Raw genomic sequence first — 14,653 nt, 5'->3', positions numbered from 1 at the left:
AATGGACGCCCTGAACCCCGGTTTCACCCTGATCGAAGGTGATCATACGCTTTCGAGCGACGATTTACGCCCGGATGGCGAGTCGGTCGTCGAGGTTGCGAAAACGGGTGTAAAGGGTGTGGTCGCTGCGCTTCTGGGAACCGGCGATGTTTTCGTGGTGCGCGACGCCTCGGTGCCGTTGCCGCAAGTCGCCGAGGATAAGGTGTGGCTGCAGACGTCCGGTACGACCGGCGCGCCGAAATGGGTGGGGCATAGCCGCGACCGTCTGAAAGCACGGATCAGGGCCGGTGGTGACAGGGCGCGCTGGCTCCTGACCTTTCATCCGGGAAGTTTTGCCGGCCTTCAGGTGATCCTCACCGCTATGGCCGGTGGCCATATCCTGATCGCACCGGGCCATGGTGCCAGCATAGCCGATCTGGCCGATCTGGCGGTGGCGGAACAGGCCACGCATATCTCCGGCACGCCGACCTTCTGGCGCGCCTTCCTCATGGCGCTCGGTGACCGATCGCTGCCCCTCAAAAGCGTGACCCTGGGCGGTGAGGCGGCCGATCAGACCCTGCTGGATGCTGTGAAAGCGCGCTTCCCGCAGGCACATCTGCGTCATATCTACGCCACGACCGAGGCCGGCACCGTCTTTTCGGTACAGGACGGTCTGGCCGGTTTTCCGCGCGACTGGCTGAACGATGATCTGTCCGTCACCGAACAGGAAACGCTCGAAGTGAAAGGGCTCGATACCGGCGATATTGTCGAACTGACGCCAAATCGTGTTCTCTTCAGGGGGCGCCGCGACGCCATGGTCAATGTGGGCGGTGTCAAGGTCTATCCGGAAGCGGTGGAATCATGCCTGTTAGAACTTTCGTTCATACAAGATGTGCGCGTTTCAGCGAGGCCTAATCCCATCACAGGTCATGTGCTGGTGGCGGATATCGTGCTCAAGCCAGATTCCGGTTTTGATGAAGCGCAAATCAAGGCACACTTGCAGGGGCTGCCGCGTGCGCAGCGTCCGGTCAGCCTGCGCTATGTCGACGCGCTCGATATCAGCGCCACCGGCAAGAAATCGAGGTCCGTATGAATGAGCTTCCGCACAAATGGCTGATCGTCAGCGGCGTCAGCCGGGGCCTGGGTCTGGCGCTGGCTCGCGACCTGCTGGCGCAGGGCTATGGCGTGGCCGGTTGCAGCACCACCTTTGGCGAGGATTTGCAGGCGCTGAAGGATGTCCATGGTGGCAAGTTCGTCTGGCAGGCGGTCGATATGGCCGATACAACAGCCATCGAGGCCTTTGTCAGCAGCGCGGTCGCGGCCTTTGACGGTCAGCGCCTATGGGGCGTGGTCAATAATGCCGGCATGTCGGTCGAAGGCATCCTGTCCACCCTGCCGGTCAGCGACATAGAGCGCGTCCTGCAGGTCAATCTGACCGGCGCGATCTGTCTGGCGCGGTCAGCCCTGCGGCGCATGATGAAGACTCGCAAACCCGGTCGCATCATCAATATTTCCTCGATCACGGGCCTGCGCGGCTACACGGGCCTGAGCGCCTACGCGGCGTCCAAGGCTGGCCTGGATGGCTTTTCCCGCGCCTTGTCGCGTGAGGTCGGACGCATCGGCATCACGGTCAATTCGGTAGCGCCGGGCTATATGAAGACGGCGCTGTCCGAAGGTCTGGACGACCGGCAACTCGACCAGATTGTCCGCCGCACCCCCCTTGGCCGGTTGTGCGAGCTGGCCGATATCGTTCATCTGGTGCGCTTCCTGCTGTCCGAAGAGGCCGGCTTTATCACGGGGCAAACCCTGGTGGTTGACGGGGGACTCACGTCCTGATGGTCAGTTTCACAGCCAGAGCCCCGAAACTGTGCGGGATCGTTACCGCAATGCCGGAGGCTGTCAGCGAGAACGCCGACCTGGCGGCCAGTTTTGGCGCCGAAACCATGGCCAAGATCATGGCCGCCACGGGCATCGAGCGCCGTCCGGTCGCTGATCGTCATACGGTCAGCCAGTTGGGTGAGGCCGCGGCTGTGGTGCTGCTGGAAAGGCTGGGCTGGACGCCGGACAGCATCGATCTGCTGATCGTGGTGACTCAAACGCCCGATTATCCGCTGCCCGGCACCGCCAGCTTGCTGCAAAACAGGTTGGGATTGGCCAAATCGACCGCGGCTTTCGATATCAGCCTGGGCTGTTCCGGCTATGTCTACGGGCTTTCGGTCGCCCACGCGATGATGCAGTCCGGCAACATCCGGCGCGCGCTTCTGGTGACGGGCGATATTACCTCGCATATGATTTCGGAGTTGAATCGTGCGCTGGCGCCTTTGTTTGGTGACGCCGTGGCGGTGACGGCGCTCGAACTTTCCGAGCACGGACAGATCGCGTTTGACCTGGGTTCCGATGGCTCCGGTGCGCCCTATCTGATCTCAAAAACCGGCGGTCTGGCTGAGCCTGGCGCGCCGGAACTCTTCATGGACGGCACACAGGTCATGGCGTTCTCGCTCAAGCAGGTGGCGCCTTCGATTGAACGCGCGCTCCATGAGGCCGGCAAGACCATGGGCGATATGGACTACGTGGTGCTGCATCAGGCGAACGCCATAATGCTGAAAACGCTCGGCCAGAAGATTAAGGCGCGCGAGGACCAACTGGTTTATGCCGTGCGTGATTTCGGCAATACCACATCGACCTCGATCCCTTTGGCGCTGTGCGATCATCTGAGCAAGGTGGCCGCGGCCCCGCAGCTCACCTTGCTGTTGTGCGGTTTCGGCGTTGGCTGGTCCTGGTCGACGGCGGTGTGGCAAACCGAGGCGCCGCTCTGTCACGATATCATCCGGGTGGCCTGATGCGGCTGTTTATTCGCACCGAAGCCTCGACCCAGATCGGCCTTGGCCATTTCATGCGCTGTTTCGCCATTGCCGAAGAAGCACGAGCCCAAGGCATCGAGGTCACCTTCCTGCTCAATGAACTGGGTGAGGCGGTCATGGCGCGGCTGGAAGAGATCGGCGCCAAAGGTGTGCGCATCGATGGTTCTTTGGGCAGCGCCGCCGATTTCATGGGTATGGCGGCACTGGATTTGACGCGCAAGGATTGGCTGCTGATCGATGGCTATGCCGCTACTGAGGACTATATCGCCCTGCAAAGCCAGGCCGTGCGTGTAGCCGTCGTGGATGATCTCAATGTGCTCGAACGCTTCGATTGCGACCTGCTGATCAATCCGGCGCAGGCGGCGAAACCGGCGGATTACAAGCGAAAAACACGCGCAAGGCTAAGGCTCGGTCCTGACTATGCCCTGATCCGCAAAGAGTTCACCCAAGCCTGTCCGGTTAGCGCGGAGGCACCGTTTGTCACCATCATGTTTGGCGGCAGCGACCCTTCACAGCTCACAAGCCTTTGTATAGAAGGGATCTATCGAAACATAGAAAGTGTCCACGTGAGGACAATCGCGGGTCCCGCCAATGTTCATACAAACGATCTAACAAAATTAGAACAAAAGTTAGAACGATATCGCCTCTACGCGTCTCCCCCAAGTGTAGCAAGGGTTTTGGCTGGCAGCGCCCTGGTGATCACGGCGGCGGGCGGGAGTGTCGGCGAGGTGGCGGCCATGGGCCTGCCGGCGCTGGTTCTGGTGGTCTATGACAATCAGGCCGCGGCGCTGAAGGCCTGCCCCTATCCGGTAATCGATGCGCGCGCCGGACTACCCGATGATCTCGGTGCGCAGGTCAAGGCGCTGCTGGATGACCCGGCGCGTCTGGCCGAGATCGCCCGTAACGCTCATGCCGTGGTCGATGGTGAAGGGCCGCGCCGAATTGTGGAGGCCTTGCGCCATGTATAGTTTTCTCAGCTACCGCCGTATCACACCCGATGACGCCCAGATGCTGCTCGACTGGCGCACCGCGCCGCATATCACGCAATATATGCTGACCGATGTGCCCTACGATATCGAGCGCCAGAAAGCCTGGATCGAGCGCTGCAACGCGCGTGACGATTATCAGCACTGTATTATCCAGATCGAAGGCCGCGACGTCGGCTATGCGTCGATTACCGTCACCGACCGGGCTTCCGGCATTGGGGAAATCGGGGTCTATGTCGGTGATGCGGCCGCGCCCAAAGAACTGACCATCTATAACTTCGTTGGCACGCTCAACCATGCCTTCGTCACGATGGGGCTGCACAAGATCGTCAACCATGTCGTGGCCTGGAACGAGCGCACCGTGCGCCTTCAGCAGTTTAACGGCTATCGCCATGTCGGTGTGTTGAAGGATCACGCCCTGAAGGACGGCGTGCGCCACGACCTGCATATTTTCGAGCTGTCGGCGGCGCACTGGGCGGATTTTCGCAAAAAATTTCCGCACAAGGATAACTGGTGGGGCGAGGAGACCGTATATAGGGAGCAGTAAGTTTCCTCCCACCTGTAAAAGGACGGGAGAAGAAAGGTAAGTCTGGATGACCAAATCTTCGCTCGGTTTCGACCTCACCCCGCCCACGGCAGAGCAAAAGCAGCAACTGGCCGCGCGGCTTGATCCGGAAGCCCGCCGGATCCTGCTCAATGCCGGCACCGAACCGGCCTTCTGCGGCAAGTTCGATGAATACGAAGACGAGGGCGCCTATGTCTGCAATCTCTGCGACCTGCCGCTCTTCGACAGCCACGCCAAGTTCCATTCGGGCTCCGGCTGGCCAAGCTTTTATCAAGGCATCGACAAGGATCACATCCGCAACATTGTCGACCGCTCTCATGGCATGACGCGGATCGAAATCCGCTGCGCCCGCTGCGATTCACACCTTGGCCATGTCTTTGAAGACGGCCCAAGGCCCACCGGCCTGCGTTACTGTTTGAATTCTGTGGCGATGGAGTTCATTCCTGAAGGCCAGCCCCTGCCGGACCGCCTGGGCCGTGGGGCACCCGAGGGCGACGTGCTCAAGCTCTGAAAACCCTGAAATACCCGCATACCGCTTGTAAGTAAGAAATTCACGTTTGCACAGCATACTATCTCTCTTCTGAGGGATAGGTGCACATGCAGAAGCTGTTGCAATGGGTTGTCAATCTTAAGGCGCGGACCCTGTTCACGCTGGTGTTCGTGTCCGGTATCGTTCTGGTGATGGCCGTGATGGTGCTGCTCCATACGTCGCTGGCGATCGTCACCGAGAAGACCAACGATATTGATACCCACCGGGCGCAGGAAACGGCGCAGGCCGCCCTCACGACCCAGACCGCCAGCCTGACCGAAACCCTGCTGGACAATGCTGTGTGGAACGGTGGTCAGGAACAGATCTATGGCCGCGGTCTTGAAACGCAATGGCTGCGGTCGACCTGGGCGGCAAGGCCAGCGATCGCAACGGTTATGACGGCGTCTATATCCTTGATGAACAATACCGCATCCTGTGGGGGGCATCGCGCGGCAAGGCCTATATGCGCGGCGGGCTGGAGCGTTTCGGCAAGGACTTCAAAGCGCAGGTAGAGCACAATGGCGCCCTGTTGCGCGACGGCAAGGGCGTGGTGACAGGCTTTTCCAAAACCCGTTCAGGCCCGGCTCTGGTCGCCATCACCCTGATCCGGCGTTCGGATTCCGGCATTGCCAATCTGGGCACCGTGCGGCGTTATCTGGTCATGACGCGCCACCTGACACCGGCCAAACTCAGCGCGATGAGCGAGACCTTTGGGCTGGCCGGTTTGCGTCTGGCCCCGGCGGCGGAACAGGTTGCGCCGGCTTATGCTTTGCGTGGCGAGGCCGGCAAGATTGGCCAACTGACCTGGACGGAGCGCCGGCCCGGCAAGGAGGCTGCGCGTGCGGCGTCCGGCAGTATTCGCCAAGTCGCGGGCGTTACGGCGCTGATTATCCTGATCTTTGTTTTGGTCAGCGCTTTTGCCCTCTATAAAATGGCCAAGAGCGAGAAACTGGCGCGGACCCTGGCCCTGACCGATGGCCTGAGTGGCCTGCCCAATCGCCGGGCGCTGTTCGAACTGGTGCAGAAATCCAGAATTCGGCGGGTCTTCGGTCTATAAGACCGTCGTTTATCTCGATCTCGATGGCTTCAAGGAGGTCAATGATATTTACGGTCACGCCATCGGTGACAAGCTTATTGTGATGGTGGCGGCGATGCTGAAAAGCAAGCTGCCGCCCGGCGCCATGCTGGCGCGCATGGGCGGTGACGAATTCGCCATGGTGCTGACAGGGTCCGAGGCCATGAAGCCCTCCCTGGATTTTGCCCAGAGTGTCCTCGATTTTTTCGCGCGGCCCGTCCATATAGACGAACGCAGTCTGCAGGTTGGCGCCAGTATCGGCGTCGCCACGGCGGATATCAAGGCGGTGCGTAGCGAGGAACTGTTCCGCCGTGCCGATATGGCGATGTATGAGTCCAAGAGCGCCGGCAAGAACCGCATTACCCTCTACGACGCCACGCTCGATGCCGAGCGCCTGCGCAAGACCGAGATCGAGGATGGTATTCGTAAAGGTCTGGAAAATGACGAATTCGATGTTGTCTATCAGCCGATCGTCGAGGCCCGCAGCGGTGTGATCAGCAGCGTCGAGGCGCTGGTGCGCTGGCCGCGACGCCCCGAAGGGGCGATGATGCCGGACCAGTTTATCGATGTCGCCGAGTGCAGCGGCCTGATCCATCCGCTGGGCCAGTTCGTGCTGCGGAAGGCCTGTCTCGATCTCGGCGCCGTGCCGGGTTTGCGCCTGAGCGTCAACTTGTCGCCGGCGCAGTTCCGCGATCCGGAGCTTGAGGCCAAGGTGGCAAAAACGCTGGAAGAGACAGGTTTCCCGGTGGAACGGCTGGAGCTGGAAGTGACGGAAGGCTACCTGATCGAAAATCCTGCGCGGGCTGTCGCCGCCATCGCCAATCTCAAGGCGCTGGGGGTTTCGATGGCGCTGGATGATTTCGGCACCGGTTATTCGAGCATCGGCTATCTGCGCCGTTATGCCTTCGACAAGATCAAGATCGACAAGTCTCTGGCGGGAACGGTGGACCGCGATCCGCAGGCGGCCGCGCTTGTGGCCGGCACGGTGGCTATCGCCCAGGCCCTGCATATCTCGGTGACGGCCGAGGGCGTCGAGACGGAGGACCATGTGCGCCTGCTGAAACTGGCCGGCTGTCAGTACCTGCAGGGCTTTTACTACAGCCGCCCGAAACCGCTTGCGGAGGTGCTGGAGTGGTGCGAAAAAGCGAGCGCGGACAAGCTTACGGCCTGACGGCGGCCATCACGGCCGCAAACCTATCCTTGTCCTTGTCTTTCAAAGCCAGAAGGTCTTCGATTAAGCGATCCTGACGTGCCGCCTGAGCCGCCTGTTTAGCGAGGTCAATTCGGCCTTTTAGCTCTTCCAGGGCTTTAACGCGGGTGTCATCCTTCAGCGTTGGATTGACCTTCTCGGCTTCCTTAACCAGCACGTCGACAACGTCCATCAGGCGGCCGATCTGGCGACCGTAGGAGTCCTGCGAAACGATGCGACGTTCCGTATCCGGCGCCGAGGAATTACTTTCATTAACGGTGAAGAACGACCAGCCTGGCAGGATCGGCTGATTGAGATTGGCTGGCGCAATGGATGGCCAGTTGTTCGGGTCTAACCACGGGAAGAAGGCGGACATGGGACAAGCCTTTCTGGAGAATGGGAAGTAGGTTACTGTATCCTAAATTGCGTGAAGATGGCAGGGATATGCGAACATTCGATTCGATGGTCTATGGCGGAATAAGAGGTGTAATGTTGCCTTATTGGCCAGGTTTTTTAACCGTCGAGGGAATATTCTCTGATGTTTGAAAGAGATAATTGATAGTGCGAAATGTGTGGGAGAGGCAACTGTATTGGCTACTTGCTCATTCTGGTGACGCGCCGACAATTATTTTCAAAATCGAACAATAAAAAAGCGGCCCCTTTCGGAGCCGCTTTTCACTTTATCCGTGTTCGGACGGTTTAGCCGGCGAACTGATAAGCCGTCTTCACGATGGTGTAGAATTCCTTGGCGTACGCGCCTTGTTCGCGCGGGCCGAAGCTGGAACCCTTACGGCCACCGAACGGGACGTGGTAGTCAACACCGGCGGTCGGCAGATTGACCATGACCATGCCGGCTTCCGAACGGCGCTTGAAGGTTTCGGCCGACTTCAGCGACGAGGTGCAGATGCCTGCCGACAGACCGAACTCGGTGTCGTTGGCGACCTTGATGGCTTCTTCGAGATCCTTGACGCGGATGACCGAGGCGACCGGTCCGAAGACCTCTTCCTTGTTGATCGACATGTCCGGGGTGGTCTTGTCGATCAGGGTCGGGGCGTAATAGTAGCCGGGGGTGCCAAAGGTCAGGTCTTCGCCGCCGGAGAGCACCACGCCGCCTTCAGCCTTGGCCTTGGCGACCGCGTCACGGGCGATGGTGAGTTGTTCCTGCGAAGCGATCGGGCCCATCTGGACGCCGTCAGCTCTGCTGTCGCCGACCTTGATGGCCTTGGCGGCTTCGGCAAGCTTGGCGACGAACTGGTCGGCGATGCCTTCGGTGACGATGATGCGCGACGAGGCCGTGCAGCGGTGACCGGAGGAGAAGAAGGACGAGTTCAGCACCGAATTGACGGCGATGTTGAGGTCGGCGTCATCGAGCACGACGACGGGGTTCTTGCCGCCCATTTCGCACTGGACGCGCTTGCCCTTGGCCACGGCCTGATCACGGACGCGGGTGCCGGTGGGCACGGAGCCGGTGAAGGAGATGGCGTCACAGCCGTCGATCAGCAGCGGGCCGGCGACCGAGCCACGGGCGAAGACCACGTTCAGCACGCCCTTGGGCAGGCCGGCGCGGTTGAGGATGTCGGCCAGTTCCCACGCACAGGCGGGGGTCAGTTCGGCAGGCTTGCAGACAACCGTGTTGCCGAAAGCGATGGCCGGGGCCATCTTCCAGGCCGGGATGGCGATGGGGAAGTTCCACGGGCAGATCAGGCCAATGACGCCGACCGGCTCGCGGGTGATTTCCACCTTGACGCCAGGACGGACGGAATCGAGCACTTCGCCATGGGCGCGCAGGGCTTCACCGGCAAAATACTTGAAGATGTGACCGGCGCGGGTGACTTCGCCGATACCTTCCGGCAGGGTCTTGCCTTCTTCGCGCGACAACAGCGCGCCGAGTTCGGCCTTGCGGGCGAGGATTTCGGTGCCGGCGTTGTCGAGCACATCGAAGCGCTGTTGCGGCGTCGAGAACTGCCAGGTCAGATAAGCTTCCTTCGCCGCGGCGATGGCGGCCGAGACCTCGGCTTCACCCGCTGTCGAATAGGTGCCGACGATGTCGTTGGTGTCCGAAGGGTTGATGTCGTTGAAGGTCTTGTCGATGACGACCCATTCGCCGTTGATCAGATTGCCTTTAGTGGTCATGGCCGAAGCTCTCCTGAGGATGTGTGTGGCGTTATGAAGCAAGCACTGGGACGGCTCTATAGGCCGTTGTGGTAGCGCTCACAAGGGAATGTTGTGCGCCTCTATATAGTCAGACAATAGTGGTTTGTCATCGGCAGAGGCCGTAGATTTTGAAATTATACACGGCTGATCAGGTGTTCAACCTGCGCTCCGGCGACGCCGGGCAGGTGCGCCAGCCGGTCGGTCATGCGACGGGCTTCCCCGGGCGTCAAGCCGCTCACGCGAAAGCGATGCTGGTAAGCGCCACTCAGCCTATATTGCTGCAAGCGGCTTATAGCCAAACCCATGCGGCTGACTGTGCTGTCGATGTCAAAAGGAGACAGCGTGGTGAGGGAAACGATGTGGCTGAGGCTGGCGAAAACATCGCGGGCCAGATCGTCGTCGGGTTCGGTGAAGGAGACGTGCGCGTTCAAGTTTCAGGCCCATAAGCATGAAGGTCTCGAAAGGGAGGCTGGATAGATCCCGTTTCGTTGCCGGACATCGGCCGCATCGCTCTTTGAGGAGCCGCCACCTTGCCGGGGAAGGCAGGTTGGCGCGGAGGTGATCCGCTCTTGATGCTCGCTCCCTATAGCTGGCTCGCGCGTCGATATCAACTAAAATCGTATACGATGTTAAGCTTTACTGAAACCTTGGGTAATGTCTTTTGAGGTGCATTGAATCCTTGGGCGCTTTAAAGGCAACTGGCCGCTCACAACATTCAGGCGGGCGGGCAGCTTCAAGGTTCAAGTATCATGGCAATTCCGTTTATCGACCTCGGTATCCAGCGCGAACGTATCGGCGCGAAGATCGAGGAGGCTGTCCTCAAGGTGATCAAGCACGGCGCCTATATCATGGGGCCTGAGGTGCGCAGCTTCGAGGCCAATATGTCGGCCTTCGCCGGCTCGAAGCACACCCTGTCCTGCGCCAACGGCACCGATGCTATCGAGCTGATCCTTCTGGGATTGGGTGTCGGTAAGGGCGATGCCGTGTTCGTGCCGGCTTTTACCTTTGTTGCCACCGCTGAAGTCGTGCCGATGACCGGCGCCGAGCCGGTGTTCGTCGATATCCAGGCCGACACCTACAATATCGATCCGGTCAAGCTGGAAGCGTCCATCGAGGCTGTGCTAAAAGAGGGCCGCCTTAAGCCCGCCGCCATCATCGCTGTTGATCTGTTTGGTCAGCCGGCCGATTATCCGGCGCTTTCGGTCATTGCCAAAAAGTACGGCCTCCATCTGATCTGCAACTCGGCACAGGGCTTTGGCTGCACCATCGAGGGCAAGCAGCCGCTGGAATGGTGCGTGGCGACGGCGACCAGCTTCTATCCGGCCAAGCCGCTGGGCTGTTATGGTGATGGCGGCGCGGTCGCCACCAATGACGACGCCCTGATGGAGCGCTTGGTGTCGTTCCGCGTCCACGGCGGCGCCACCGCCACCGACGCGGCGACCATGAATTACACCCACGAGGCCAAGTACCTCAATGTCCGCATCGGCATGAATTCGCGCCTCGATACCATCCAGGCGGCTGTGCTGATCGAAAAACTCAACATCTTCGCCGAGGAAATCGCCCTGCGCCAGAATGTGGCGAGGCGTTATAATGAGCTGCTGGGGGGCAAGGTGATCTCGGTGCCGCACGTGAAGGAAGGTTATGTCTCGACCTGGGCGCAATACACCATCGAGCACGCCAACCGCGACGCGCTGCAGTTGCACCTGCGCGAAAAGGGCGTGCCGTCGGCGGTCTATTATCCGATTCCGCTGCATCAGCAGCCGGGCTACAGCATGTTCACCTCTGGCACCGGCGATCTGGCGGTCTCGGAGGCCAAGTCGAAGACCGTGATCAGCCTGCCGTTCAGCCCCTATCTCGATGCGGCCACACAGGATGAGATCGTCGCGGCCGTGTTGTCGTTTGAGGGCTGAAAAGCAAACTGACGCGATTCTTGAGCAACATGACGGTCGGGCGCGGTATTTTGCCATGGGGTCGGAAAATTTCTCAAAATGAGTTGGCTTTGCGGAAAAATTTGTCTTTTAATCGCGGCAATCTTCCGCTATGGACAAAAAATACCCTCGATCTCGCGTGTGCACACACATGGATGAAAAGTCCGTGCGCTGAAAAACGGTGTGCTGCGTAAAGAGCCGGGCTTTGCAATACTAAGAGGCTAAAACCATATGGCGATATTACAGGTCAGTGCAGCGGCGGCAACGGCAGAGGCGGCGAAGCCCGTACTGCTGGCGCATCAGGCTGTGCTCGATCTCAGCGCCGGCGATACCGCCTGGATGCTGGTCGCCACCTGCCTCGTGCTGTTCATGACCCTGCCGGGGCTGGCGCTGTTTTACGGCGGCATGGTGCGCAAGAAGAACCTGCTCTCGACGCTCGCCCAATCGGTCGCCACCTCGGTGATCGCCTCGGTGATCTGGATCTTCATCGGCTACAGCTTCGCGTTTGGCGTCGGCGGTGGTGATGCGGCCAGCTTCATCAACAAGTTCATCGGCGGTTTTGATGTCGCCCTGCTGAATGGCGTCAAGCCTGACACGGCCTATAGCGCCGCGCCGCACCTGCCGGAATATCTCTGGGTCGCCTATCAGATGACCTTCGCCATCATCACGCCGGCCCTGATCGCCGGTGCGATCGCCGAGCGCATGAAGTTTTCCGCGTTTGTGCTGTTTGTCGCCCTGTGGAGCGTGCTGGTCTATGCGCCGGTCTGTCACTGGGTGTGGGGCGGTGGTTTCCTGGGCGCCATGGGCGTGCTCGATTTCGCCGGCGGCGCCGTGGTGCACGTCAATTCCGGTGTCGCCGGTCTGGTCGCCTGTCTGGTCATCGGCAAGCGCAAGGGGTTCGGCCGTGACAACATGGCCCCGCATAACCTTGCCTACACCATGATCGGCGCCTCCATGCTGCTGGTCGGCTGGATCGGCTTTAACGCCGGTTCGGAATGGACGGCGGATTCGCTGGCGAGCGTGGCCATGCTCAACACCATCGTCGCCGCCATGACCGGCGCGGTCGGCTGGATCATTCCCGAATGGATCGAGCGCAAGCAGCCGACCCTGCTCGGCATGGTCTCCGGTCTCGTAGCCGGTCTTGTCGGCATCACCCCGGCTGCTGGCTTCGTCAACCCGACCGGCGCCCTGGCCATCGGCCTCCTCACCGGCGTGGCCTGCTATTTTGGCACGACTTACGTCAAGAACATGTTCCGCTACGATGACAGCCTAGACGCCTTCGGTGTACACGGCATCGGCGGTTTCGTTGGCGCCCTGCTGACGGCGGTTTTCGTCGACACAACGATAAATACAGGCGACGCGGCGGCCCACGCCACCGTGCTCAAACAGTTGATTGGCCTTGTGGTGGTCATCGGCTGGAGCGCTCTTGTTACCTTCCTTATCCTCATGGTCTGCAAATACACAACAGGCCTTCGCGTAACAGAGGAAGAGGAGATCGAGGGTCTCGATCAATCGCAGCACGGGGAGACCCTGCACGGATAAAACCAAAAGGCTGAAAGGCTGGACTGAGTTTTCCCCCTCGCGATTGACCAGAGACCCACCCGGAAACGGGCGGTCACGAGGTCAGCCGAGGGGGTTCGCATGTCAGGGCCTGAGGCGTTATAGACTTCCGAAGCTTTCGCTTCGGCAAGGCCAGGTGGTCAGAGGCGAGGTTTCGCCGAGCCATGTGGCGCTTGAGCTGGTAATAAAAGAAACAACAACGGCAAATATGTCATCTGTGGTAAAAAAGCCGCCGAACGTTTGCCGGGATTGAGATTAGAACTTTTCTTTGCAAGGGTTTTGCGCTTTTAGCACGCTTGTTAAAGAGTATTGGGCCGCTGGGCTCGCTTCGAGTGAGAAGGTAGTGAGATGGATACGAACCGTTTCGTGATTGAAGTCAAAAAGACACCGGCGAAAACCGATGCGAAGACACGCATCGAGAATTTCAACGAGATCTATGCCGACTTCAAACCGACACAGGCCTCGCATCAGGCCTCGCGCTGCGCCCAGTGCGGCGTGCCCTTCTGTCAGCATGGCTGCCCCCTGTCGAACAACATCCCCGACTGGCTGCGCCTGACCGCCGAAGGCCGCCCGCAGGAAGCGTGGGAACTGTCGGCGGCGACCTCGACCCTGCCGGAAATCTGCGGCCGCATCTGCCCGCAGGACCGTCTGTGCGAAGGCTCCTGCGTGCTTGAACAATCGGGCTGGCAGAACGTCACCATCGGCAGCGTAGAGCGCTATCTCGGCGATATGGCCTTTGAGAACGGCTGGATCGAGCCGATCGTGCCGGAAGTCGAGCGTTCGCAATCGATCGGCATTATCGGCGCGGGGCCGGCCGGCATCGCCGCCGCTGACCGTCTGCGCACGCAAGGCTATAAGGTCACCATCTATGACCGCTATGATCGCGCCGGCGGCCTTCTGGTTTACGGTATCCCGTCGTTCAAGCTGGAAAAGCACGTCGTGGCGCGCCGCACCGACCGCCTGGCCGCTTCGGGCGTCGAATACGTCATGAACACCGACATCGGCGCCGACGATCACATCACGTTTGAGGAACTGCGCGAGAAGCATGACGCCGTCCTGATCGCCACCGGCGTCTACAAGACGCGCCGCCTGTCGGTGCCGGGCTGTGGTTCGAAGGGCGTGGTCGCCGCGCTCGATTACCTGATCACGGCCAACAAGGTCGGTTTCGGCGATCAGATCGAAGATTTCGCCAATGGCCGCCTCAATGCCGAAGGCAAGCACGTTGTCGTTATCGGCGGCGGCGACACCGCCATGGATTGCGTGCGTACCGCCACCCGTCAGGGCGCCAAGTCGGTGACCTGCGTCTATCGCCGTGACCGCGCCAACATGCCGGGTTCGGATCGCGAAGTCTCCAATGCCGAAGAAGAAGGCGTGCGCTTCGAGTGGCTGTCGGCCCCGAAAGCAGTGCTCGGCGATGCCGACACGGTAACGGGCCTTAAGATCCAGCGCATGCGCCTGACCACGCCGGACGCGCAAGGTCGTCAGGGCATCGAAGACATCCACGGCAACGAAGCCGACCTGCCCGCCGACCTGATCATCGAGGCGCTCGGTTTCGAGCCGGAAAACCTGCCGGTGCTGTTCAATGAACCCAAGCTCGAAGTGTCGCGCTGGGGCACCCTCAAGGTGATGGCCGGTGAGTTCGCCACCACCGTCAAGGGCGTCTTCGCGGCGGGCGATATCGTCCGTGGCGCGTCGCTCGTGGTATGGGCTGTCCGCGAGGGGCAGGACGCCGCCGCTGACATCCACCACTATCTCCAAACCGAATTACTTGTACCGGCCAACGCCAATGGCGAGCCTTCCTCCTACGCGCTGGGAGCTGCGGAATAA

The 14,653-nt window shown here is 60.3% G+C and carries 15 protein-coding genes and 1 riboswitch; of the genes, 12 read left to right on the top strand and 3 right to left on the bottom strand.

Annotated features, from left to right (window positions below; genetic code table 11):
- The first annotated feature begins 1 nt into the window (after position 1).
- From ABQ278_RS16545 to ABQ278_RS16505, 9 genes are all read left to right on the top strand, one after another.
- Complete coding sequence (locus ABQ278_RS16545; RefSeq protein ID WP_349320573.1) at positions 2 to 1,072, top strand: AMP-binding protein; 1,071 nt, start codon at positions 2 to 4, stop codon at positions 1,070 to 1,072.
- Entirely contained in the window at positions 1,069 to 1,815 is a 747-nt protein-coding gene (locus tag ABQ278_RS16540) for an SDR family oxidoreductase (RefSeq protein WP_349320572.1), read from the top strand. Before ABQ278_RS16545 ends, ABQ278_RS16540 begins: the two co-directional genes overlap by 4 nt.
- Positions 1,815 to 2,819, top strand: coding sequence for a ketoacyl-ACP synthase III (locus tag ABQ278_RS16535; protein ID WP_349320571.1), 1,005 nt, complete (start codon positions 1,815 to 1,817; stop codon positions 2,817 to 2,819). Before ABQ278_RS16540 ends, ABQ278_RS16535 begins: the two co-directional genes overlap by 1 nt.
- The gene (gene pseG / locus ABQ278_RS16530; protein ID WP_349320570.1) at positions 2,819 to 3,808 is read left to right on the top strand and encodes a UDP-2,4-diacetamido-2,4,6-trideoxy-beta-L-altropyranose hydrolase; all 990 of its coding nucleotides are present in this window, start codon (positions 2,819 to 2,821) and stop codon (positions 3,806 to 3,808) included. Before ABQ278_RS16535 ends, pseG begins: the two co-directional genes overlap by 1 nt.
- The gene (locus tag ABQ278_RS16525) at positions 3,801 to 4,373 is read left to right on the top strand and encodes a GNAT family N-acetyltransferase (RefSeq protein ID WP_349320569.1); all 573 of its coding nucleotides are present in this window, start codon (positions 3,801 to 3,803) and stop codon (positions 4,371 to 4,373) included. Before pseG ends, ABQ278_RS16525 begins: the two co-directional genes overlap by 8 nt.
- A gap of 46 nt (positions 4,374 to 4,419) precedes the next feature.
- On the top strand, positions 4,420 to 4,902 hold the full coding sequence (gene msrB / locus ABQ278_RS16520) for a peptide-methionine (R)-S-oxide reductase MsrB (protein WP_349320568.1): 483 nt from the start codon (positions 4,420 to 4,422) through the stop codon (positions 4,900 to 4,902).
- An 86-nt stretch (positions 4,903 to 4,988) separates the two neighbouring features.
- Positions 4,989 to 5,432, top strand: coding sequence for a hypothetical protein (locus ABQ278_RS16515; RefSeq protein ID WP_349320567.1), 444 nt, complete (start codon positions 4,989 to 4,991; stop codon positions 5,430 to 5,432).
- Positions 5,330 to 5,977: a CHASE4 domain-containing protein gene (locus ABQ278_RS16510; protein ID WP_349322183.1), complete on the top strand. Its 648-nt coding sequence runs from the start codon at positions 5,330 to 5,332 to the stop codon at positions 5,975 to 5,977. The genes ABQ278_RS16515 and ABQ278_RS16510 overlap by 103 nt, the downstream gene beginning before the upstream one ends.
- Complete coding sequence (locus ABQ278_RS16505) at positions 5,904 to 7,166, top strand: bifunctional diguanylate cyclase/phosphodiesterase (RefSeq protein ID WP_349320566.1); 1,263 nt, start codon at positions 5,904 to 5,906, stop codon at positions 7,164 to 7,166. The genes ABQ278_RS16510 and ABQ278_RS16505 overlap by 74 nt, the downstream gene beginning before the upstream one ends.
- On the opposite strand, the gene ABQ278_RS16500 is transcribed toward ABQ278_RS16505, so the two are convergent.
- The 3 genes from ABQ278_RS16500 to ABQ278_RS16490 form a co-directional block, all read right to left on the bottom strand.
- Complete coding sequence (locus ABQ278_RS16500; RefSeq protein WP_349320565.1) at positions 7,156 to 7,560, bottom strand: hypothetical protein; 405 nt, start codon at positions 7,558 to 7,560, stop codon at positions 7,156 to 7,158. The two genes, ABQ278_RS16505 and ABQ278_RS16500, sit on opposite strands and share 11 nt — an antisense overlap.
- A gap of 323 nt (positions 7,561 to 7,883) precedes the next feature.
- Positions 7,884 to 9,317: an aldehyde dehydrogenase family protein gene (locus ABQ278_RS16495; protein ID WP_349320564.1), complete on the bottom strand. Its 1,434-nt coding sequence runs from the start codon at positions 9,315 to 9,317 to the stop codon at positions 7,884 to 7,886.
- Positions 9,318 to 9,472: 155 nt separating this feature from the next.
- Positions 9,473 to 9,769 (bottom strand): hypothetical protein, encoded by a 297-nt coding sequence (locus ABQ278_RS16490; protein ID WP_349320563.1) that lies wholly within the window; start codon positions 9,767 to 9,769, stop codon positions 9,473 to 9,475.
- 43 nt (positions 9,770 to 9,812) lie between these two features.
- A riboswitch (SAM-I-IV-variant riboswitch) is annotated at positions 9,813 to 9,919 on the bottom strand.
- 168 nt (positions 9,920 to 10,087) lie between these two features.
- On the opposite strand from ABQ278_RS16490, the gene ABQ278_RS16485 reads away from it, so the two are divergent.
- From ABQ278_RS16485 to ABQ278_RS16475, 3 genes are all read left to right on the top strand, one after another.
- Positions 10,088 to 11,248 (top strand): DegT/DnrJ/EryC1/StrS aminotransferase family protein, encoded by a 1,161-nt coding sequence (locus ABQ278_RS16485; RefSeq protein WP_349320562.1) that lies wholly within the window; start codon positions 10,088 to 10,090, stop codon positions 11,246 to 11,248.
- Positions 11,249 to 11,497: 249 nt separating this feature from the next.
- The gene (locus ABQ278_RS16480; RefSeq protein WP_349320561.1) at positions 11,498 to 12,808 is read left to right on the top strand and encodes an ammonium transporter; all 1,311 of its coding nucleotides are present in this window, start codon (positions 11,498 to 11,500) and stop codon (positions 12,806 to 12,808) included.
- 366 nt (positions 12,809 to 13,174) lie between these two features.
- On the top strand, positions 13,175 to 14,653 hold the full coding sequence (locus tag ABQ278_RS16475) for an NAD(P)-dependent oxidoreductase (RefSeq protein WP_349320560.1): 1,479 nt from the start codon (positions 13,175 to 13,177) through the stop codon (positions 14,651 to 14,653).

This window comes from Asticcacaulis sp. MM231, assembly GCF_964186625.1.
Classification (GTDB): Bacteria; Pseudomonadota; Alphaproteobacteria; order Caulobacterales; family Caulobacteraceae; genus Asticcacaulis.
The sequence above is the reverse complement of the archived record's forward strand: the minus strand, read 5'-3'. Positions and strand labels throughout refer to the sequence as shown.